Genomic DNA, 21349 nt, shown 5'->3' on the forward strand with positions numbered 1-21349 from the left:
AAGCTTCCGGTTTACAACGTTGTAAGAGGAGTCCGGGCGGGGTGGCGACCGCTTTCCGCGGCGGGCTGTCCTCGTGCGGCGCCGGCAGGCAGACCGTGTCAGACCGCCGTTCAGGGTCGGAGGGGTACGTCATGGTGAGGTTCGGCAGATGGCGGGGCGCGGCCGCCGCCGTGGCGCTGCTCGGTGGTCTCCTCGGCGGACCGGGCGCCTCGCCCGCCGCGGCCGGAACCCCTGGGGGGACGCCCTCCCTCCCGCAGACGGGCACGTCGTTCCTCGACCACGACGCGCTGTTGCGGGGAGTTCAGGACCCGGCCTGGTTCAAGGCCAACATCCCCTTCCTGGACGTGCCCGACCAGCAGATCCGGGACGTCTACTACTACCGGTGGCAGACCTACAAGGAACATCTCGTCTACACCGGCCCGGAGTACGGCTGGCTGTCGAGCGAGTTCCTCCAGCCCGTCGGCTACGGCGCTCCGTACGGCGGGATCTCGGCCGCGGCCGGGCACCAGATCACCGAAGGGCGGTGGCTGCGCGACCGGAGGTACGCCGACGACGTCGTCGACTACTGGCTCGGCGGACCGGGACAGTTCCCCAAACCGCGGACCGACGGTGTGAACGCCGACACCTCGGACTGGGCCCACGAGTACAGCTTCTGGGCGGCCGACGCGGTGTGGCAGCAGATGCTGGCCACCGGCGACCGGAGCTTCGCGAAGTCCCAACTGGCTTCGCTCGTCCAGCAGTACGACGGCTGGGACAACCACTTCAACCAGGCGCTGGGCCTCTACTGGCAGGCGCCGGTGTGGGACGCGACGGAGTACTCCGCCTCGTCGTACGAGTCCTCCGAGCCCTACCACGGGGGCCACGGCTACCGGCCCACGATCAACGCCTACCAGTACGGCGACGCGCGCGCGATCGCAGCGATCGCCGCGCTGGCGGGCGACACCGGTACGGCGAACGACTTCCAGGCCCGCGCCACCGCTCTGCGCGGCGCGGTGCAGGCCCATCTGTGGGACGAGGGGCGGCAGTTCTACTACGGAGTGGCCCGGGACGACAACCCGTCACTGGCCAAGACCGGAAGCCGCGAACTGATGGGCTACCTGCCCTGGATGTTCGACATGGCGCCGGCCGCGAACGCCGGAGCCTTCGCCCAGCTCAAGGATTCCGGCGGATTCGCCGCGCCCTACGGACCGACCACGGTGGAACGGCGCAGCCCCTGGTTCATGTACCAGGCCGGCGCCTGCTGCCGGTGGGACGGTCCCTCCTGGCCGTTCGCCACCTCCCAGACACTGACGGCCGCGGCGAACCTGCTGGAGGACTATCCGGCCCAGTCGGTCTTCTCCGGCGCCGACTACGTCCAGTTGCTGCACACCTACGCCGCCACCCAGTACCGGGACGGCGCGCCCTACGTCGCCGAGGCCCACGACCCGGACCGCGACAGCTGGCTGTACGACGGGAACAACCACAGCGAGGACTACAACCACTCCACCTACAACGACAACGTCATCTCGGGACTCATCGGTCTGCGCGGCCAGAGCGACGACACCCTGGTCGTCAAGCCGCTCGCACCGGCCTCCTGGGACTACTTCGCGCTGGAGAACACCCCGTACCACGGGCACGACGTGACCGTGCTCTGGGACCGCACCGGCAGCCGGTACGGCCAGGGGGCCGGCCTGCACGTCTACGTGGACGGCCGCCAGGCCGCCGCCAGGACGGGGCTCGGCGCGGTCACCGTCGACGTCGGCGCGCCGGACGTCCGCCCGGACGCGGACCCGACGGTGGACATCGCCGCCAACGGGCAGCGCCACGCCTCCGGTCCGCAGCCCTTCGCCTCCTACACCTCCCCCTACGACAACGTCTGGAACGCCGTCGACGGGATCGTCTACCGCGAGGGCATCCCCGAGAACAGCCGCTGGACGTCGTACGCCACCCCGCACGCCAGTGACTCCTACGGAGTCGACTTCGGCCGGAACCAGCGGACCGCCGACGTACGGCTGCACTTCTACGACGACGGAGGCGGGGTGCGCACCCCGGCCGACTACGACCTGCAGTACTGGACCGGCACGGCCTGGGCCACCGTGCCCGGCCAGAGCCGCTCGCCCGCCGCCCCCCTCGCGAACGGCGAGAACAGGATCACCTTCCCGGCCCTGACGACCAGTCGGCTGCGCGTCGTGGCCCCCAACGCCGGCGGCGGAACCGGGTGGGGCCTGTCGGAGTTCGAGGTCCGGGCCGCACCGGTCTTCCAGATCGCCAACGTCAACAGCGGCAAGCTCCTCGCCGTCGAGAACGCCTCGCTCTCCGACAGCGCGGACGTGCAGCAGTACACGGACAACGGCACCCCGGACCACCTCTGGAGGCTCGTCAAGGCCGGGAGCGGCTGGTACAAGATCGTCAATGTCCACAGCGGCCTGCTCCTCGCCGTCGAGGGGGCCTCGACCGCCCTGAGCGCCCAGATCCAGCAGTACCACGACAGCGGCACCAGCGATCATCTGTGGCGGCTGGTGGACGCGGGCGGCGGCCAGTACAAGATCGTCAACCGGAACAGCGGGCTGGTGCTGGGCGTCGCGGGCATGTCCACCGGCGACAGCGCGGACGTGGTCCAGTACTCCGACAACGGCACCGCGGACCACCTGTGGACCCTGCGTCCGGCGGCGTCCCCGTAGACCGCCGCCCCCTGCTCCGGGGACGCGCGGTACGAGGAGTTGGCCGGCAGCGGTGTCCCGCATCGAAGGGGTCAGGTGCGGGGCATCGGGTCCACCCACCGCGCACGCCAGGCGGGCGGGGCGAACGGATCGGCGAAGTACTGGGTCTCGTGCGCGACCTTGCCGTCCCGGAACTCCATGATGCTGATGGTGGACGCCGGTTGCCCGTCGTACTCGATCACGTATTCGGTGATCCAGAGGTCGCCGCCGCCGAGAATCCGGCGGAGGATGAAGTCGAGCCTGGCCGGGTGGTGCGAGCGCAGCGCCTGGAGGTTGCGGCGACCGTGGATGCGCTCACCGGACTGCGGGTAATCGGTGATGACGTCGTCGTGGTAGATCTCGTGCTCGGTGTCCTGGTCCCCGGCGGCGGACGCCGCCCAGTGCCGGTCCAGCGCCGCCCGAATCTCCTGGTCGCCCATCGTGTCGCCTCCGGCCACAGAACGTCTGCGGACGAGATCCGTCTCCGCAGCCCAGCCCCCGGAAACAGCCTAACCCCGGCGGCGAAGGCCGACACGTGCGCCGATCGGCGGTCCGGCGACGAAGCGGGAGGCGCGGAGGCGATGGCCGGATCCGGCGGACGGGTGTCCCCGGCCGCGGCCGCTGCGGGCCTGTGCCGGGGACACCCAGGAAGGCCGGGGATCAGCCTGACTTCACCGAGGTGGGCTTCAGCCGGAGATCGGCGCGGACCGTGTGGTCCCGTCGCACTCCGGTCGCCCGGTCCGCGGTGACGTGACCGGACGTGCTCGCGCGCAGCACGTGCCGGCCCGGACCCGCGAGGAACAGGGTGTAGAAGCCGTCGCCGACGGCCGCGTCGTCCGGCGTCGCGACGGTCACCGTCGTGGCGTCCGGGTGCCGGACGTCGGCCACGGTGGCGCCGACCAGACCCGCGCCGCCGCGGCTGTCACGGACGGTGCCGACGGCCAGGCCGCCGGAGACCGGCACCAGGTCGCGTGTTCCGACGTACACGTCGTCGACGGACCAGTAGTAACCCCAGTCGGCCACGAAGTGGAAGCGCAGCTGGACCGCCTTCTCACCCGCGTACGCCCGCAGCGGGACGTGCACGGTCCGGTGGTCTCTGCCGTCGCCGCTCGTGGTGGAGGTGGCCCAGGCCGACTGCCAGGTGGTGCCGCCGTCGGTGGTGACGTCCACGCTCATCCGCTGGTTGTTCGGGTTGTACAAGTAGGCCGTCTTGAACTCGAGTTCGGCCGAATCGCTGCCCGAGAAGTCGTAGACCGGACTGATCAGCATGCTGTCCTGGTGCGGGCCGATCGGCCAGTTGTCGCTCTCGACGACGGCGAAGGAGCCGCTGCCGCCGGTGGCGTTGCCGCGCTGGATCGGGTCGTCGAACTCCCAGCCGTTGTCGGTCCCGGCCGCGTTGGTCACCGTCCACCCCGGCGGGGCCGAGGTGGTGGAGTCGAACGTCTCCGTCGTGCCCTCCCGTTCGAGGGTGTAGCCGACGGCCGTGGCGGAGTCGGGGTCCGCGCCCAGGGTGAAGTTCTCGGCGACCGGCCTCCTGCCGACGGTGACGGTCCGTTCGGAGGGTTCGTAGCCGGGCAGCGCGGCCGTGACGTCGAGGCCGTAGTCCGCCCCCTTGGGGAGCGAGAGTTCGTAGGCGCCGGTGGCGGGGTCGGTCCAGACCGGCGCTTCGGGAGAACCGGCCACCGTGACCTTCGCGTAGAGCGGCCACCCGTGCCCGGAGCCGTCCTTGACGGTGCCGCGGACCTTCTCGCGCGGGATCGCGGCGAGGTGGAAGTCGCGGGTCAGGGACTGGCCGTCGGAGACGGTGACGGCGGCGGGGGCCGACGTCGTGTAGCCGAAGGCGCGGACCGTGAGGTCCTTGACGGTGCCCGCGGGCAGATCCAGCTGGTAGGCGCCCTGGCTGTCGGTCGTCGCGACGTCCAGTCCCGAGCCCACGGTCGCGTGGGCGACCGGCTTGCCGGACGCCGCGTCCCTGACCGTGCCCGACAGCGTGCCGTGCGGCCCGCTGCGGAACGCGGCCAGTCCCGCGGGGGTCCCGAGACCCGTCGGGCCGTCGTAGCCGGGGCCCGCGGTGCACAGATAGGCGCTCGCGCAGGTGCCGTTGGCGCCGGTGGTGACGTCGTTCAGCCCGGCGCCGCCGGTCGCGTACGGGTAGGCGGCCGGGGTGGTGCCGGGGCGGGGGGCGCCCGCGAGCGCGTACACCGAGGCGATCAGCGGGGTGGCGGCACTCGTGCCTCCGTAGCGCTGCCACCCGACGCCGCCGGACCCGTACGTGTGGTAGACGGCAACGTTGTCAGCGACGGCGGAGACGTCCGACACGCTGCGGCCGGTGCATCCGGTGTCCTTCTGGTAGTCGGGCTTGGCCTGGTACTGGGCGCACCCGGAGCCGGGGCCGTAGGGGTCACGGGCCCAGACCGTCTCGGTCCAGCCGCGGGCGGTGTCCGGCGCGGGAGTGAGCGCGGTTCCGCCGACGGCGGTCACGAAGGGCAGCGTCGAGGGGAACGAAACCCCGTACCGGTTGTCGCCGCTCGCCGCGACCACGGCCACGCCGGGGTGGTCGTAGGAGGCACCGTAGGTGGACAGATCGGCGGCGAAGTCGCCCGGCCTCCCATAGGAGTTGGACACGTACTTGGCACCGAGGGCGACCGCGCGGTCGACGCCCGCGGCGAGGTTCTCCAGACCGTCGTTGTCCGTCTCGACCAGGAGGATGTGCGCACCCGGGGCCGACGCTGAGACCATGTCCAGGTCGAGGGCGATCTCTCCGGCCCACGACTCACTGGGCTGCGGATAGGAAGTGCCCCCGCGCTGGTCGACCTTGGTGAAGCAGCCGTTCGCGGTCGTACAGGCGGGAAGCCCGTACTGCGCGCGGTAGACGGCCAGATCGGCCTCGGCGTGGGGGTTGTCGTACGCGTCGACGATCGCGATCGTCTGACCGGCGCCGCCGTTCGCGGGCAGGCTGTAGGCGCTCTGGATGTCCTGGGGACCCAGCCCCGCGGGGGTGGCCGTGGCGCTGAGCCGCAGGAGTGGAGTCTCGTCGTCGGCGCGCATCGCGAAGCAGGTCGCCCGGTTCTTCGCGGGCTTGCCGCAGACGGGTTCGAGCCGGGTCGGGGGCTTCTGCCCGGTGGGATCGGTCCCGTCCGGCACGGTGGCCGTCCGTACGGCCGCCCGCGCGCCCGCGTGGACGGCCGGGGAGTCGGACGCCCGAGCCGTCTGCGCGGACGGGAGGCCGCCCAGCAGTGCGAGGGCCGCGGCGGCACCCAGGGCCACGACGCCTCGGCCGAGTATGCGCAAGCGCCTGGCGGCACTTCTCGAGGGTGGTGATGTCGACACTGTTCACCCATCCGTGAAAGGGCCCAACTCGGGTCCGGGGAAGGCGGATTCGCATCCGTCGATGATCAATTACCGGTCCGGGGCGAGGGTGTGTCAATGCGTCGGCTGTTAGAGCTGCGTTTCACAGAAACCCATTTCGGCAGCAACCCCTACAAGCAGGCTCCGCTCAGCGGACATCGAGCACCGCTGAGCGCGGCAAGCGCTTCCCGCTGACGGCGGTTCGACGGGGGTCCGACGGCGGCCCGGCGACGCTCGGCGGGCCCTCCGTCGCCTGTCCGTCGCCCCTTCGTGGTCCTCGGTGACTCTCCCGGCAGCTGCCCTACCGGACCCCGGCGGGCCACTGGAGTGGTCTGGGCGGGGAACGGCGCCCCCGCGCGGCGCGGGTCCGGGGAATCGGTCCGCGATCCACGTTGAATCGCGCCGGAGAACCGGAACGCCGGACGCCCGGAGCACTGACGGGCCCGGTCCTCCGACCCATGTCCCACGGCGCTTGAGGGAGACAGCCATGAGCGGCACACCGCACCTGCCGACACCGTCGGGTCCCTACCTGGACGAAGGACCGCTGCCCGCCGACTTCTACGCCTTCGAGGAACTGCTGACGGACGGTGAACGCGAGAGGATCGGGGCCGTCCGGGAGTTCCTCCGTACCCAGGCCGCACCGATCGTCGACGACTACTGGGCCCGGGCCGAGTTCCCGTTTCAGCTGATCGAGGGCATCGGGCGCCTCGGTCTGGTGGACTGGGCCGACCCGGACTCCACGCAACCCAGGCCGACGAACCTCTTCTCGGGCTTCCTGGCGCTGGAGTTCGCGCACGCCGACGCGTCTCTGGCGACGTTCTCCGGCGTGCACACGGGCCTGGCGATGGGCACCATCCTGGCCTGCGGCTCCGAGGAACAGCGCAGACGCTGGCTGCCGGCCATGAGCCGCTTCGAGAGGATCGGCGCTTTCGCGTTGACGGAGCCGCATGGAGGGTCCGATGTCGCGGGCGGTCTGCGGACGACCGCGCGCAGGGACGGTGACGAATGGGTCCTCGACGGCGCCAAGCGGTGGATCGGGAACGCCACGTTCGCCGACGTGGTGGTCGTCTGGGCCCGTGACGTCGACACCCAGCACGTCCTGGGCTTCGTCGTGGAGAAGGACACCCCCGGATTCACCGCGACGAAGATCGAGAACAAGATGGCCCTGCGCATCGTGCAGAACGCCGACATCGTCCTCGAGGGCTGCCGCGTTCCGGAGGCAAACCGGCTGCAGAACGCGAACTCCTTCAAGGACACCGCGGGCATCCTGCGCCAGACGCGCAGCGGTGTGGCCTGGCAGGCGGTGGGGGTGATGTTCGGCGCCTACGAGATCGCCCTGAAGTATGCGAAGGAGCGCGAGCAGTTCGGGCGCCCGATCGGAGGTTTCCAGCTCGTGCAGGACCTGCTGGTGAAGATGCTCGGCAACGCCACGGCCTCCTGCGGGATGGTGACGCGCCTCGCGCAGTTGCAGGACGCGGGCATCTTCCGGGACGAGCAGTCGGCCCTGGCGAAGGCCTACTGCACGGTCCGGATGCGCGAGAACGTGGGATGGGCCCGGGAGCTCCTGGCCGGCAACGGAATCGTCCTCGACTACAAGGTCGGCCGGTTCGTCGCCGACGCGGAGGCCCTGTACTCGTACGAGGGCACGCGGGAGATCCAGACCCTGATCGTCGGACGTGCCGTCACCGGTGGCCTCAGCGCGTTCGTGCGGTGACGGCGATGACCACCGAATCCGTCTTCACCGGCCTGAAGGTCCTCGACGCGTCCTCGTTCATCGCGGGACCGGCGGCGGCCACCGTGCTCTCCGACTTCGGAGCGGACGTCATCAAGATCGAACCGCCGGGCATGGGCGATCCCCAGCGGCGGCTGAGTTCCGTGCCGCCCAGTCCCCGCGCGCGGGCCAACTATGGATGGCACCTCACCAACCGGAACAAGCGGGGCATGGTGCTCGACCTGAAGGCACCGGCCGCCGTCGAGGTCCTCAAGCGGCTCGTGGAATGGGCCGACGTGGTGATCACCAACTTCCCGCACGGCACCCGCGAGAAGCTCCACCTCGGCTACGAGGAGGTCTCCGGCTGGAACCCGAGGGTCGTCTACGCCGACATCACCGGCTTCGGCGACGCGGGACCCGACGCCCGGCAGCCGGGCTTCGACCTCACCGCCTACTGGTCCCGCAGCGGCCTGCTCGCCTCCACCCGCGACGCGGGCGCCCCACCGACCGTCCCGGTCTGGGGAAGCGGCGACTACATGTCGGCGATCGGCATCTACGCGGCGATCGTGACGGCCCTCTACCGGCGGGAGCGGACGGGACAGGGCACCAGCGTCGGCACCTCGCTGCTCGCCGAGGGCGTGTGGGCCACCGGGACACTCGTGGCGGGAGCGCTCGCCGGCGGCACGCCGTTCGAACTGCACGACCGGAAGGCACCGGCCAACCCGCTGATCAACCCGTACCGGACCGCGGACGGCGAGTGGTTCATGCTGGTCGCCTCACCCCCGCACTGGCCGGGGCTGACGCGGGCCGTGGGACACCCCGAGCTGCTGGAGGACCCCCGGTTCGCGGACCTGGAGGGTTTCGTACGGAACGCGGCCGCGCTGAGCGAGCTGCTCGACACCGAGTTCCGCTCGCGGCCCTTCGCGCACTGGAAGGACGTCCTGGGCCGGGAACGGATCACCTACAGTCTCATCCAGACGCCGGAGGAGACCGTCCAGGACCCGCAGCTGCGGGCCAACGACATCGTCGTGCCCCTGGAAGGGGTCGAGGGTCTGACGGAGACCATCAGCAGCCCCGTCAACCTGCGTGGCGTACCGAAGGTCCCGGCGCGACGCGCACCGGATCTGGGCGAGCACACCGACGAGATCCTCACCCAACTGGGCTTCGGCGCCTCCGAGATCGCCGGGCTGCGCACGCAGGGAGCGATCCCCGGCACCTCCGAGGCGCCGTCGCCGTGAGCCCGGGGGCCGTCGTTTCCCGGCCGGTGGTTCGTCGGTCCACCCCGTGGGACTGAACGTCCCGTCGGCGGCGGCCGGGTTCCGGGACGGGGGACGCCCCGGGTACGGCCGACGACCGGAACGCGGCGGAGGCCACCGGGCCTCACGTGCGCTGAGGACCTCGCCCGCCCGGTCGGGTCTCCGTGGCCAGGCAGGAGCATCCCGCGGAAGCGCAGACGGCGTCTCCCAGCGCGATGACGGCGAGGCGCAGGTCCTCGGGGAGGGGTGCGGACCCGGGACCGGGGAGGAGTCCGTGCTGCCTGCCCCAGAGCGGGCCCGGGGCGGGCGGGCCCGTCCTCCTCGGCGGGGCCGGCGCCCTCGTCGGCGTCCGTCCTCCGGACCCGGCGGCGCTCCCCGCGGCCCCGCCGTCCGGGCCGGAGCCATGACCGGCCACCACCGTCCGGGCCTCCCGCACCATCCGGCCCCAGCAGGTCACCGGCCGTTCCTCGGCCGGTGGGCCGACCGTTCCCGGCCGGTGGCCCGCGTCCGGGGGAGCGGAAGGCGTCGACGTGCCACGCGTGCCCGGAACGCTCCCCGCCGCGGACGCCGTACGCACCGGAGACCAGGCATGCGCGTCCCTCGTCAGCGTGTCGACGCGGGTGGCCGCCTCGGCCCGGGCGGTCGCCAGCGCGTCCAGGATGTCCTGGGCGAGATCGGCGGCGGGCATCTCCCCGCACCGCTTGCCGGTGAACCGGATCCTCGGTGCCCCGCCCCCGGCGCCCACCGTCGCCTCCACGACTCCGTCCCTGGACTGCGCGGTCACCGACAGCGTGCGCAGCTGCAGCCTGGCGCGCGCCACGGCCACGTACCGGCCGGCGAAGTCGGCGAGAAGCGCCTCCAGACGGGTTCCCTCTGACGTGTCCACAGGTCTCCCCTGCCAGGGCGGTCCTTCCACGGGCCGGCCGCTTTCCTATGTGCTCTTCATGCAGAACACGCGAGCCCGCGGGAGAAGGTTCACAAAACCTCTACAGATGTCCGCGGCGGCCGGAGATGTCGCAGAGCGGGGTCACCGATCGCCCGACACCAGCGCGTACATGAACATGTCCCGGCGTTCGTCGCCCACCCGCTGCCACTTCCGCAGGAGCCCCTCCCGCTGGAAACCGGCTCGTTCGGCGGTGCGTACGGAGGCCAGGTTCCAGGGCTCCACCCACAGTTCGAGCCGGGGAATCCGCAGATCGCGCAGGGCCCAGCCCACCACCGCGTCGACGGCGGCCAGCGCCGTGCCGTGACCGCGCGCCGACTTCACGACCCAGTAACCCAAGGAGGCACGGCCCTGTTCCAGGTCCCTCAGCCACAACCCCACCTGTCCGACAGGGCGGTCGTCGGCGGTCACGACGACGAACGGGTACCCGGCCCTCGTGGTCGCGCGGGTCCACTGCCGCTCGACGAACGCGACCCCGGCCGGCTCGGTATAGGGCGAGGGGACGGTCGTGATCGACGGGATGTACTCGTCCTGTGCCGCCTCATGGACCAACGGCAGGTCCGCGAGGCGCCACGGCCGAAGGGTGAGTCCACCGTCCGCGGCGAGTACGGGTACGTCGAGAGGCTGCTGCATCCGGCCATCCTGACGGAGTCACGGATCTTTCCGCATCCGGGTATCGAACGCCGCGTCGCGACCGCGTGCGCGCCTCGCGCCGACCAGGTCTGAGGGAGATCGGCGATCCGCGGGAACCGTGCACACGATCGCCCGAGGGGGGACCGGGGCACCGTGCGTCAGGTCAGTGTGCGGACGAACTCCGTCGCCGCGGCGCGCGCGGCCTGCTCCACGAGTCCGATGCCGGCCTCCTCCGTGCTGCAGCCGTTCATCAAAACGGCCGCGTAGAGGATCCGGCCGCCCTTCTCGATCCGGCCGACGCTGTTGATGTCCCACAACTTGGTCTGGCTCCTCTGGAGCCAGCCGTTCTTGAGTGCGGTGGGCCGGCCGGGGTCCGCTGCCGCGGACACGCCCCAGTCCTGGTCCGGCGCGATGTGGTACATGAGGTCCTGGATGTAGGCCTGGGACTCCGCGGCGAGCGCCGACTTCTTGCCGAACACGCTGGACAGGAGACGGACCTGGTCCACCGCCGTGGTCTGGGTCAGGCCCCAGGCGGTGCCCTCGGCGCCTCGGGTCTCCTTCAGGCCGAGACGCTCGTTGGCCTTGTCCAGGCCCCGCGCCCCTCCGATGCCCGCCCACAGGGTGCTCGTGGAGTCGTTGTCGCTGTTCTCGATCATGTCGGTCGAGAGGTCACGCTCCTTGGCGGTCAACTTCCGTCCGGCGTCCTGCGCCTGGAGCAGGAGGGTGGAGAGTATGTCCACCTTGACGATGCTGGCCGTGTCGAAGACATCCGTGCCGTAGGTCGCCCACTTCCCGGACTCCGTGTCCAGCACCGCGACCGACATCTGGTCGGAACCGGCGAGCGAGGTGACCTCGGTGAGCCGTGAAGTGAGGTCCAGGGCCCCGGCGGGAGCCGAGGGGGACGGCTTGGGCGGCCCGGCCGCGGCCTTCTCCTCCGAGCCGCCCAGCCGATGGGCCGCGAACGCGGTGGCGGCCCCGAGGAGCAGGGCACCGGTGGCCACCACGACGGTCAACCGACGCCTTCTCCTCGCGCGGCGGCGGCGTTCCGCGGCGCGTTTTCGGCTGCGACCCATGGGTATGTCGCGTCCGCGTTCGGGGTTGTTCCGGTGGGAACCCGCCATGCCTGTGTCTCTCCTCACGCCTGGGGCGGCGCCTGCGGTGGTGGACGAATGGTTCGCGGCGCGTCGGCACCGCGGAAGGGCGGACCGGGCGGCACGCGCGCCGGTGGACACCCTCTCCGGTGGTCTGCCGCGTGGCAGAACGGTGAACAGAAGCGGGACCGGAATCCGGTGGCGCCTCGGACTCCAGCTCCGGGCCTAAGCCGGAACGTGCGGCTGACGGCGTCGGCGGGACGCGGGCCGGGTTCCCGAGGCTCCTGGGCATGGCGGATTTCGCGGCCGTCCGCACCATGAGGCCCCACCCCGCGGTGCGGGGGGCCTGGCGCGTCCGCTCCCGCGCGAGCCGGTGAGGCTCGGACGGGTGACTGCGACACTCATGGAAATCCGTTCAGTTCTGCGGTACGCGCCGGAAGCGGCACCGGTTCGAGCGGACGGCCCCGCGAGATCGACCACACCGGAGAAGTGACGATCATCCCGTGGTGGCCGGTGTGCTTCAAGGGGCAGCCGGGGCCGACCGTGACCGCGGCGGCGAGTCGGCACCCCGCGTGCCGCGTCTGCTGTTCATGCCGAGCCGCCGGCCGGGCCGGGTCCGGGTGGGCCCTCCACCGACAGTACGTGCCGGACCCGGTCGAAGGTTCACCGCACCGATGCCCGCCCGTTCACCGGAGGAACAACCGGTGAACGCGGCCGGAGGGACGTTCTCCTCGACGGGGAGACCAGGAAGCCGTGTCCGGGGGCGCGGTGTGAAACCGGTCACCGAAAGGGCTGCGCGGAACGGCCGTTGAAAGGACTGCGCGCAACGCGCTCCGCGTGGTGGGGCCTTCGGAATCCCCGAGTCGGGGCCCGGCGCGAGTTGTTCACCCGCGCCGGGCCCCTGTCCCGCTCGTACCCTCGCCCCCCACGGGTCAGGGCAGAACGGGAGTCCTCGGCGCGGCCCGTTCGGGCGGCGCCGCCACCCGCCGGAATCCCCGGCGGCGACGCCCGTCGCCTCCCGGGTGCCACCGGCGGTGAGTCCCTTCACCCAGAACACGGAACGCGCCCACGGCGGGGTTCACACGACTTCCCGCGCCTCGGGACATCGCTCGGGGTCCTTCGCGCACGCCCGGAGAGAAGGACCGCCCCGGCCTCCCGGAAGGGGATTCCCTCGAAGGGCCGTCGGCCGACGGGCGGCGCGTCGACGGGTGCCGTCCAACGTCAGTGCAGCGCGACGACTTCGACGGCACCCACCCCGCGCCTCAGCGAGCGCACGAGAATGTCGAAGAGGTATCTCTCGTCCTGGCGCGGACGCAGGGTCACGGTGCCGCCCGGGGCGAGCTCGGGAGCCGGTGCGATACGCCGGTCGCCCTCATGCTTTCCGCTCACCGAGGTCACCGTCACCGGTGTACGGCCGACATTGCGCAGGGTCACGGACGTGGTCCGGGGGCAGTGCCCGCGATGGTCCGACGCACAGCGGTAACGCACGTCGCCGAAAGCGGTCGTGCCGCACGACACGTCGTAACGAGGGTCGGACAGCGACTTGCACACCGCGCCTCTCACGATGACCGCGGGACCTCGGTCCCGGTGTGCCGCGTCCGTCGGTGAATGCACCGTGACGGCGCAGAGAACGCACGCGAACACGACGGCGGTGAGGGAGACCCGCACCAAGAACCGTGTCGCACCTCGTGCGCCCCAGGATTTCCCGGTGGCGGCCAGGGGCCGAGCGGTCGGGTTGCGCCGGCGATGGACCGATCGCGAAAGAACGCGCATGACGAAGAGGGATTCCCACCGATGGTCGGGGCGAGTGAGGCGGAAGCGTGAGCGGCGACCGGCCGGGGTCACGGAACACCGGTGGCCACGTCAGTCGTCCTCCACCGGGATCAGCGCGGCCGGTCGCAGTGCCTCCACGTAGAGCCACGTCAGCGACAGTGTCAGCCCGTACGCCGCCGCCCAGGAATCCTGGCGCAGAGCACCGTGCGTGAGGCCGTCCTCGACCTGCCGGAAGTGCAGGGCGAGGACGGGCACCGCCGCCCCGATGCCGGTGACCCCGCAGAGAACGCCGAGAGGGACCTGGCGGAATCCCAGGCCCGCGGCGCCGAGGACCGGGAACAGCAGCACGTCGCCCACCATCAGCAGGACCAGCCCCGTCGTCGCCGCGCAGAGGAAGCCGTACCACCGCTCGCCGACACGTATCCATCGCAGTGCGTACGCCGCCAGGACACCGGCGAAGCCCGCCATGGTCCCGAGGACGAGCTGGACGAACACTCCGGGAGAGGTCTGTGTCGACGCCGTGTTGGAAAGGACCCCGAGGAACAAGCCCTCGCACACCGCGTGAGCGAGAGCCAGGCCGGGCGACGGACGGTCGCTCCGGCACCGGATCAGGGTCAGGACGGCCGCGGTGGTGCCCGCCCCGCCGACGAGATCGTAGGACCAGCCCGTGCGGGTGGGAGGCACCGGCGGGGCCGTCCAGGACACGACAGCCGTGAGCACCGTCAGGGCGAACGCCAGGGCGGTGCGGACGAGGACGCCCCTCATCGTCATCAGATCGGCGACGAGGAGGAGCAGATGCGCGGACTCGTCCCCCTGCGCCGGGGAGGCGTCCCGGGGCGAACCGATCGGGTCGCGTGCGACGACGGCTTCGATCAGGGGTGCCGGGCCCCTGGCCGTCGTCTTGCGGCCCTCCTGACGTCTGAACCCCCGGCGGCTCAGAAGGACGGGGTTACTGCTCTTCAACGCGGGCCTTTCGACTGCGGAACTTCAAGATCGACACATGTCCGGCGATCCGTGGCGCGAGACCCCGGGGATCCGTCGGCCGCCCGAGTGCGCACACAGGAGCCGGCCGCCCGCGTCCCGCCGCAAGGGGTGACGCGGCGGGAGCTTGTCGCCGGAGCGGCGTGCGGGGGCGACCGAGTGTCCCTGGCCTTGCCGCCTCACGGACCGTGGCGGCGAGAGGCCCCGCACGGTGAGAACGTCTCCTCGGGGCCGGGAGGTTCACGTCGGATCCGGGAAGCCGCTCTCGGACCGTTGGTGCGGCCCGCGAGGCCAGGACGGCCGCGCCGATGGGTCGCCCGGGTCAGCCGGAGTACCGGATGCGGTGACACAGGGCCGGGATCTCTCCCGAGGCGAGGCGCGGCATGATCTCCGGCAGCTCCTCGAAGGCGCTTTCGCCGGTGATCAAGGCGTCCAGAGCCGGATCGGCGAGCAGTTCGAGCGCGAGGGCGAGCCGCTCCGCGTACGTACGGGAGGCCCGGGCGGGCGAGACCGTACCGACCTGGCTGCTGCGGACGGAGAGCCGACGGGAGTGGAAGGCCTCGCCGAGCGGCAGCGTCACGCGCCGGTCGCCGTACCAGCTCAGTTCCAGGACCGTCCCCTCGGGCCGCAGCAGCTCCAGTGCGCGAGCGAGGCCCTGCTCGGTGGCGCTGGCGTGCACCACGAGGTCGCACTCGCCCCGTGCCTCGGCCGGGGACGCGAACTCGGCACCGAGCGCCGCGGCGACCTCGGCCCGCGCCGGATCGGCGTCCACCAGCTGCAGCCGTACGCCGGGGAAGCGGGCCAGCAGCGCGGCCACCGAGCAGCCGACCATGCCCCCGCCGATCACGGCGATCCGGTCGCCGATCAGCGGCGCGGCGTCCCACAGCGCGTTGACGGCGGTCTCCACGGTGCCCGCGAGGACCGCTCGCTCGGCCGGCACTCCGGCGGGCAGCGGAGTGACCGCGCTCGCCGGCACCACGTAGCGGGTCTGGTGCGGGTACAGGCAGAAGACGGTGCGGCCGAGGAGGTGCTTGGGCCCCTCCTCCACGACCCCGACGCTGAGGTAGCCGTACTTCACCGGGCCGGGGAAGTCGCCCTCCTGGAAGGGGGCACGCATGGTCTCGTACTGGCTGTGGGGCACTCCGCCGCGGAAGACCAGCGTCTCGGTGCCCCGGCTGACCCCCGACCACAGCGCCTTCACCAGGACCTCGCCCTCGGCGGGCTCCGGCAGGCTTACGTCGCGCATTTCCCCGCGGCCCGGCGCGTGGAGCCAGAAAGCACGTGCGGAACGGTCCATGGTCGTCCTCCTGAACGAGGGTGTGGGTGTGCGGGCATGGTCGCGGACCGCCCTGGGGAGGGCGTCGTCCGCCGTACGGTCGTCGGCCGCGGCCGACGCGGACCTCTTCGGGACCGCGGGCGGCCTGCCTTGGGGCTGGCCTGACGGGAGCGGGGCCCGGCGTGAGCGCCGGGCCCCCGGCACGCCCTCAGGACGTGCCTCTCAGGGACGGTGGACGGGTGTCACCGCCCTATGCCCAGGACTCTCACCGATGCCAGGTGGGTCGGGACAGGCCGCGCTCGACCGCCCCGGCCATGGCGCTCTCGCCCGCGGCGTTGGGGTGCACGGGGGCGGCGGGGCTGTCGGGAGCGAACGTCTCGATCCACCGGTTCGCGGCGGGTCGGCAGAGGTCGTGCCCGACCGTGGGCGCGTACGTGTCCACGTACCGGGCCCCGTTGCGACGGGCCTGCCGGGCGAGCATCGCGTTGAGCTCCTTCTCCTTGTCCCGCAGATAGGAGAAGTCCCCTGCCGCCAGGGGCACCTTGGCGCTCGTGCAGCCCACGCCGTCGTCCGGGAAGAGGTCGGGGTATCCGACGACCACGACCCGGGCGTGCGGGGCGCGGTGGTGGATGCCGCGCAGCACCTGTGCGACCTTCGGCGCGGTCCGGGCGATGGAATCCGTGACCGTGTCGGAACCGGTGCTGGTGAAGTGGGTCCGGCACGGGGCTCCGGCCGGGTCGGTGGCGGTGACCTGGGCGCAGGTTCCGAGGACGGTCGAGAACCCGATGTCGTTGCCGCCGATGGTGACGGTGACGAGGTCGGTGTCCCGGCCGAGGGCGGCGAACTGGGCCGGTGCCGTGCCCTGGGCGGCGGTCATGTCGGCGGTGGTGGCGCCGGAGCAGCTGACGTCCGTGAGCGTCGCGGCCGTCCACCCGGCCACCAGGGACGGGTAGTTGTGGCTGGACCGCAGACAGGTCGGGTCGACCTGGTCCGGGACCAGGGGCGCCGAGGCGTAGGAGTCGCCGAGGGCGACGTAGTCCACCCGGTGCCTGCCATCGGTGGCGGTGGTCGCCTCGGCCGGGGCGGCCACCGCCACAGCTCCTGCCGTGATCAGTGCGGCGGCCACGGCCACGACGCGGGTTGCGCCGGGAGCGGGAAACAGTCTTCGCACAACGCGTCCTCTCATGGTCGGGCTGTCCGGCGGTGCGGAGGAGACAGCTCGGCAGAATGGTTCTGCCGCGCCGACGCCGGCGCCGGAGCCCGAGTTGATGTACGGCCTCGACGGGCCCGCTCGACCACCGGGACATGTGCCCGGCACGGCGTGCGATCGAGGCGCTCACTTCTCACACGTATGGACGGCCTGATCGGGTGTCACGTTTTTTCATAACGACTTGGTAAGCGTCGACGTGGGTACGGACCGAGCGGGCCTGGGCAGCCGTGAGCGCACACGAAGTGGCGTGCTTCCTCGCGGTGATGGCCGTGCGGCGTCCGGTGGCGCGCGCAGGATGACGTATCTCCGCGTATCTCTGCCGCGCCCGGGACCGGGGGACGCCGGGTGTCAGCTGGGCGCTATGCGCTCCAGCGCCTTCGCGGCCGCGGCGATGTCGCAGCCCTCCAGACGCGAGAAGACATGACGCCGCACACTCGCGAGGTTGGTGGGCCAGGCCTGCTTCAGCAGGGTCCATCCGGAGCTGGTGAGGAGGGCGAGCGACGCCCTTCCGTCGTCCGGTGCCTTCTGCCGGACGACCAGTGACTGTGACTCCAGACGGTTCACCACCCGGGTCATGCCGCTCAGCGACAGCCCGCAGGTGTTGGCGAGTTCACTCATGCGCATCTGGTTCCGCGGCGCCTCGGAGAGGTGCATCAACACCGTGTACTCGGTGGCGGAGATCGGCTGTTCTTCGAGCATGTCCGCGTCGACGACCCGGGGCAGGAGCGACATCACCCGGCCGAGGGCCCGGAGGAAGGCCTCCTCGTCGGGGGTGAGGGGCTCAAGGGTCGTCACGTCTGCCATGGGCCCAGTCTAGAGGGCGGAGTCCGAGGCAGGCCCGGGATCGCGGCGCGGTCCGCCGAGCCAGGGTGAACCGTGGACGTCGTCGATCCGTTCCCCTTGTGACGCCCGGACGACGGTTGCGCCGGTCCTGACCGAAGTCGCCGCGCGCGCACGAGAATGCCCGCACCACGGAGTATGAGGAGAGGTCTGTTGTTCAGCATCACCGTACGTGACCACATCATGATCGCGCACAGCTTCCAAGGCGATGTCTTCGGACCGGCCCAGCGTCTGCACGGGGCGACGTTCGTCGTGGACGCGACCTTCCGCCGGACCGCACTGGACGACGACAACATCGTCGTCGACATGGGCCTCGCCTCCACGGAGCTGCGTTCCGTGATCGGCGACCTCAACTACCGTAACCTCGACGATCACGAGGAGTTCAAGGGGACCAACACGTCCACGGAGTTCCTGGCCGCGCTGATCGCCGATTGTCTCGCCGACCGGATCCACGCCGGTGCCCTCGGGGAGAACGCGCGCGGTATCGCCCAGATAGCGGTGACCCTGCACGAGTCGCACATCGCCTGGGCGAGTTACGAGCGCGCGGTGTGACCGCCGGTCCCGGGCGGTCACCGGCACCACGCCGACGTCACAAGAGCGGCAGTTTTCGGACACCCCTCTCTGCCTAGAGTGCGCGGACGGAGGCAGCACCCGGCCTCCGATCGCTATGACAGAGAACCAGGACGGCTCACGACGATGGCTACGCCCCCTCCGCGGATGACCTGTTCGGACCTGCTCGGGACCATCATGAGCGAGTACCGGGAAGGACTCGTCTCGTACGCCGAGAAGATGCTGGGCGACCGCGGGCTCGCCGAGGACATCGTGCAGGAGACCATCATCCGGGCATGGCGGAACATGGACCGGCTGCTCGGGATGGAAGGGTCGGTGAAGGGCTGGCTCTTCACCGTCACCCGGCACCTCGTCGTGGACTGGGTGCGAAAGCCCCACCGGCGCAGGGAGGTTCTGGGCGGCACGTACAACGATCCGTCGTCGGGGGCGGATCACACGGACGCGGTGCACCACGCCATGGTGGCCAAGCCCACGCTGCGCCGGCTGTCCCCCGAGCACCGGGCGGTGCTCGTCCACATCTATCTCTGTGACCGCACGATCAAGGAGACCGCCGACATCCTCGGGATACCGGCGGGGACGGTGAAGTCCCGTCAGCACAACGCCCTGCGCAAACTGCGGATGGCGTTCCCGGCCGAAGCGGTCGCCTGACGCGGTGGTCCGACCCGGGGACGAACTCCGCGGGCAGGGGGTTCCGTGGCACGGCCGAGCCACGGAACCCCTTGCTCGGCTTCGGGCCGCCCGGTCCCTGGCGTGACGCGACGCCTCACACGGTGTCCGGCCGCAGGGAGATCTCCAGCGTCGCGGTCAGCTTCTGCCGCAGGGTCTCACCGTGGGGATGGTGACGTACGTCCTGGGCCAGCGCCGGCAGCAGGAAGCGCTCGGCGATGATCCACTCGGCGGCCTCGGCGCTCCCGTCGAACTCGTGCGGGCGGACACCCGGGCGCGGCGGCGGCAGGATGACCTCACTGCGGTGCGGAGCCAGCAGCGCGGTGGCGGCCTCCGCGCTGTAGAGGTAGTGCTCGAACATCCGGGCGCGCGCCTGGGCCTGGACACCCGCCGCGTCCAGCACCGAACAGAGCTCGGCGGCGTAGGCGCGCAGCAGGTCGTGACAGATGTACCGGCCCGGGACCAGCTGGCCGAGCAGGTGATGGTCGGCCAGTTCGGCCAGGTGCTCCAGCGTCGTCCGCAGGTCCGCGCCGGCCAGGCTGGCCGCCGCCCTCGGGGTGATGTCGCGTGACGGGTGAAGGCCGAGCAGCCTGAACAGCCTTGCCGCGCCGGCGCTCAGGGACACGTAGGAACGGTGGAAGACGCTCTGGGTGTCCGTGCGGACGTCCTGACTCGACAGGGCCGGCAACAGACTGTCCCGCAGTTCGGCCGCGAGTGAGGCCAGGGGGAACCGCGGTCGGGACGACGCGCGCGCTCCCGTCACGGCCAGCGCCAGGGGCAGTCCTCCGCACCGTTCGACGATCTCCTCGGCGGACCCCCGCTCCGCCCTGACCCGGTCCGGGCCCAGCCGGCGTTCGAGGAGGTGGAGGCTCTCCTGCCGGGTCATCGGGTTCAGTGTGATCATCCGCGCGTTGTGGGTCACGGTCAGGCCCTCCAGCCGTCGGCGGCTGGTGACGATCGCGAGGGAACCGGGAGCGGTGGGCAGCAGCGGGCGTACCTGTTCGCTGTCCCGCGCGTCGTCGAGGACGAGCAGCAGCCGCCGTCCGGCCAGCGCGCCGCGGTAGGCGACATCGAGACCGGCGGGGTCGGTGCTCCCGTTCCGCGGGACACCCAGGGTGTCGAGCACCGCGTTCATGGCCTCGGCCGTGCCGAGGGGAGTCCGGGAAGCGTGGTAGCCCTGGAGGTCCACATGGATCCGGCCGTCGGGGAAGTGCTCGGCGGCCCGGTGCGCCCAGTGCACGGCCAGGGTCGACTTGCCGACTCCGGCCATGCCGCACAGGGCGACGGTCGCCGCGGGGGAGTCGCCGCCCGGCGGCAGGAGTTCCCGGTAGCGGAGCAGTGTCTCGTGCCGGTCCGTGTAGGACGAGCAGTCCGGCGGCAGGTGAGGGGTCCTGTCCGCGGCGGTCCGTACCGTCGGCCGGTCGGTGACCGGGGCGAGGGGGCAGCGCAGGAGGTCCTGGCGGGCCGCGCGCAGGCCGGGTCCGGGTTCGACACCGAGCTCGTCGGCGAGGGTGCGGCGGATCGTGTCGAACTGCTGCAGGGCTTCCGCCCGCCGTCCGCCGGCGGCGAGGGCCGCGATGATCCGGGAGTGCAGGGCCTCGTCGAAGGGGTGGCGGTCCACGGCACCGCGCAGGGCGGCCAGTACCTCCTCCGTGAGCGCCGGTGCGGAGGCGAGTACGGCGTCGGTGGCTTCCTTGACGGTCGCCACGAAGTCGTGTCCGACCGAGGTGAAGACCGGATGCCGGGCGACGGAGGTGCCGTCCGCGACGACAGGACTTCGCCACAGCCTAAGCGCCTCGACGAAGTCCTGGGCGGCCTGGGCGCGGTCCCCGTCCTTGAGTGCGAGGTGGGCCTGGGCGCGGAGGTCGCGGAACCGCAGGAGATCGGAGGTCGAGGTGTCGACGAGGAGGCGGTATCCGTCCGCGGCCCGGGAGAGGTGTTCCGCGTTGGTCCGGCTGCGCAGTCCGGGTTCGAGCAGGCGCCGCAGCGCGCCTATGTGCCGGTGCACCACGTTGACAGCGCTGGCCGGCGGCTCGGCGTCCCACAGGACGTCCACGGCGTCGTCCAGCGAGACGGGCCCCGGCGCGCGCAGCAACAGCAGGGAGAGCAGTGCCAGCCTCTTCGGAGGACCCAGGTCGAGCTCGGTGTCGCCCCGCGTCGCGCGCACGGTGCCGAGGATGGAGTACCGCACTGTTCCGTCCATGGTGCCGCTTCGTTCCTCACGTATCACTGTGCTGTCATCCGGGTGGGCCGTGGGCGTCCGTCCCACGGCCCACGAGAGCCCGAGCGGGGCCGTTCGTGCCGACGGGCCGACGGTCGGTCGGCACCCTGCCCCGACCGCACACGAAAAGCTGGTCGACGATCAGGACATGC

16 protein-coding genes are annotated in these 21349 nt (G+C 71.6%); 5 read left to right on the top strand and 11 right to left on the bottom strand.

Annotated elements, in window-relative coordinates; genetic code table 11:
- Nucleotides 1–131 precede the first annotated feature (131 nt).
- Nucleotides 132–2660, top strand: a complete 2529-nt coding sequence (locus OG776_RS39810; RefSeq protein ID WP_329323496.1) for an MGH1-like glycoside hydrolase domain-containing protein — start codon at nucleotides 132–134, stop codon at nucleotides 2658–2660.
- A 71-nt stretch (nucleotides 2661–2731) separates the two neighbouring features.
- Here OG776_RS39810 and OG776_RS39815 read toward each other — a convergent pair whose 3' ends face one another.
- Together OG776_RS39815 and OG776_RS39820 are read right to left on the bottom strand one after the other, a co-directional pair.
- Complete coding sequence (locus OG776_RS39815) at nucleotides 2732–3118, bottom strand: nuclear transport factor 2 family protein (protein WP_329323497.1); 387 nt, start codon at nucleotides 3116–3118, stop codon at nucleotides 2732–2734.
- 220 nt (nucleotides 3119–3338) lie between these two features.
- Nucleotides 3339–5969, bottom strand: coding sequence for a carboxypeptidase regulatory-like domain-containing protein (locus OG776_RS39820; RefSeq protein ID WP_261994464.1), 2631 nt, complete (start codon nucleotides 5967–5969; stop codon nucleotides 3339–3341).
- 544 nt (nucleotides 5970–6513) lie between these two features.
- On the opposite strand from OG776_RS39820, the gene OG776_RS39825 reads away from it, so the two are divergent.
- The gene (locus OG776_RS39825) at nucleotides 6514–7740 is read left to right on the top strand and encodes an acyl-CoA dehydrogenase family protein (protein WP_329323498.1); all 1227 of its coding nucleotides are present in this window, start codon (nucleotides 6514–6516) and stop codon (nucleotides 7738–7740) included.
- Nucleotides 7741–7745: 5 nt separating this feature from the next.
- Nucleotides 7746–8975 carry a CaiB/BaiF CoA transferase family protein gene (locus tag OG776_RS39830; protein ID WP_148008458.1) on the top strand — a complete coding sequence of 410 codons (1230 nt, stop codon included), beginning with the start codon at nucleotides 7746–7748 and terminating at the stop codon, nucleotides 8973–8975.
- Between the two features lie 142 nt (nucleotides 8976–9117).
- Here OG776_RS39830 and OG776_RS39835 read toward each other — a convergent pair whose 3' ends face one another.
- The 8 genes from OG776_RS39835 to OG776_RS39870 form a co-directional block, all read right to left on the bottom strand.
- Nucleotides 9118–9879 carry a hypothetical protein gene (locus OG776_RS39835; protein WP_329323499.1) on the bottom strand — a complete coding sequence of 254 codons (762 nt, stop codon included), beginning with the start codon at nucleotides 9877–9879 and terminating at the stop codon, nucleotides 9118–9120.
- Between the two features lie 141 nt (nucleotides 9880–10020).
- Nucleotides 10021–10569: a GNAT family N-acetyltransferase gene (locus OG776_RS39840; RefSeq protein WP_148011819.1), complete on the bottom strand. Its 549-nt coding sequence runs from the start codon at nucleotides 10567–10569 to the stop codon at nucleotides 10021–10023.
- A gap of 158 nt (nucleotides 10570–10727) precedes the next feature.
- Complete coding sequence (locus tag OG776_RS39845; protein ID WP_329323816.1) at nucleotides 10728–11573, bottom strand: serine hydrolase; 846 nt, start codon at nucleotides 11571–11573, stop codon at nucleotides 10728–10730.
- A 1308-nt stretch (nucleotides 11574–12881) separates the two neighbouring features.
- On the bottom strand, nucleotides 12882–13049 hold the full coding sequence (locus OG776_RS39850; protein WP_187285817.1) for a hypothetical protein: 168 nt from the start codon (nucleotides 13047–13049) through the stop codon (nucleotides 12882–12884).
- Nucleotides 13050–13523: 474 nt separating this feature from the next.
- Nucleotides 13524–14396, bottom strand: a complete 873-nt coding sequence (locus OG776_RS39855) for a Bax inhibitor-1/YccA family protein (RefSeq protein WP_329323501.1) — start codon at nucleotides 14394–14396, stop codon at nucleotides 13524–13526.
- A gap of 340 nt (nucleotides 14397–14736) precedes the next feature.
- On the bottom strand, nucleotides 14737–15711 hold the full coding sequence (locus tag OG776_RS39860; RefSeq protein ID WP_329323502.1) for a zinc-dependent alcohol dehydrogenase: 975 nt from the start codon (nucleotides 15709–15711) through the stop codon (nucleotides 14737–14739).
- Between the two features lie 244 nt (nucleotides 15712–15955).
- Nucleotides 15956–16876: an SGNH/GDSL hydrolase family protein gene (locus tag OG776_RS39865; RefSeq protein WP_187285818.1), complete on the bottom strand. Its 921-nt coding sequence runs from the start codon at nucleotides 16874–16876 to the stop codon at nucleotides 15956–15958.
- A 372-nt stretch (nucleotides 16877–17248) separates the two neighbouring features.
- Entirely contained in the window at nucleotides 17249–17704 is a 456-nt protein-coding gene (locus tag OG776_RS39870; RefSeq protein WP_148011822.1) for a MarR family winged helix-turn-helix transcriptional regulator, read from the bottom strand.
- A 189-nt stretch (nucleotides 17705–17893) separates the two neighbouring features.
- On the opposite strand from OG776_RS39870, the gene OG776_RS39875 reads away from it, so the two are divergent.
- Together OG776_RS39875 and OG776_RS39880 are read left to right on the top strand one after the other, a co-directional pair.
- Nucleotides 17894–18292: a 6-pyruvoyl trahydropterin synthase family protein gene (locus OG776_RS39875; protein ID WP_329323505.1), complete on the top strand. Its 399-nt coding sequence runs from the start codon at nucleotides 17894–17896 to the stop codon at nucleotides 18290–18292.
- Nucleotides 18293–18436: 144 nt separating this feature from the next.
- On the top strand, nucleotides 18437–18958 hold the full coding sequence (locus OG776_RS39880; RefSeq protein WP_261994793.1) for a sigma-70 family RNA polymerase sigma factor: 522 nt from the start codon (nucleotides 18437–18439) through the stop codon (nucleotides 18956–18958).
- Between the two features lie 115 nt (nucleotides 18959–19073).
- Here OG776_RS39880 and OG776_RS39885 read toward each other — a convergent pair whose 3' ends face one another.
- Entirely contained in the window at nucleotides 19074–21179 is a 2106-nt protein-coding gene (locus OG776_RS39885; protein WP_329323506.1) for an AfsR/SARP family transcriptional regulator, read from the bottom strand.
- Nucleotides 21180–21349: the final 170 nt, after the last annotated feature.

It is taken from the genome of Streptomyces sp. NBC_01689, from assembly GCF_036250675.1.
In the GTDB taxonomy this organism is placed as follows: Bacteria; Actinomycetota; Actinomycetes; order Streptomycetales; family Streptomycetaceae; genus Streptomyces.

Coding starts and splice junctions, on each gene's coding strand:
- OG776_RS39810 (WP_329323496.1), top strand. CDS start 132: ATGGTGAGGTTCGGCAGATGGCGGGGCGCGGCCGCCGCCGTGGCGCTG.
- OG776_RS39815 (WP_329323497.1), bottom strand. CDS start 3,118: ATGGGCGACCAGGAGATTCGGGCGGCGCTGGACCGGCACTGGGCGGCG.
- OG776_RS39825 (WP_329323498.1), top strand. CDS start 6,514: ATGAGCGGCACACCGCACCTGCCGACACCGTCGGGTCCCTACCTGGAC.
- OG776_RS39830 (WP_148008458.1), top strand. CDS start 7,746: ATGACCACCGAATCCGTCTTCACCGGCCTGAAGGTCCTCGACGCGTCC.
- OG776_RS39840 (WP_148011819.1), bottom strand. CDS start 10,569: ATGCAGCAGCCTCTCGACGTACCCGTACTCGCCGCGGACGGTGGACTC.
- OG776_RS39860 (WP_329323502.1), bottom strand. CDS start 15,711: ATGGACCGTTCCGCACGTGCTTTCTGGCTCCACGCGCCGGGCCGCGGG.
- OG776_RS39865 (WP_187285818.1), bottom strand. CDS start 16,876: ATGAGAGGACGCGTTGTGCGAAGACTGTTTCCCGCTCCCGGCGCAACC.
- OG776_RS39870 (WP_148011822.1), bottom strand. CDS start 17,704: ATGGCAGACGTGACGACCCTTGAGCCCCTCACCCCCGACGAGGAGGCC.
- OG776_RS39880 (WP_261994793.1), top strand. CDS start 18,437: ATGGCTACGCCCCCTCCGCGGATGACCTGTTCGGACCTGCTCGGGACC.
- OG776_RS39885 (WP_329323506.1), bottom strand. CDS start 21,179: ATGGACGGAACAGTGCGGTACTCCATCCTCGGCACCGTGCGCGCGACG.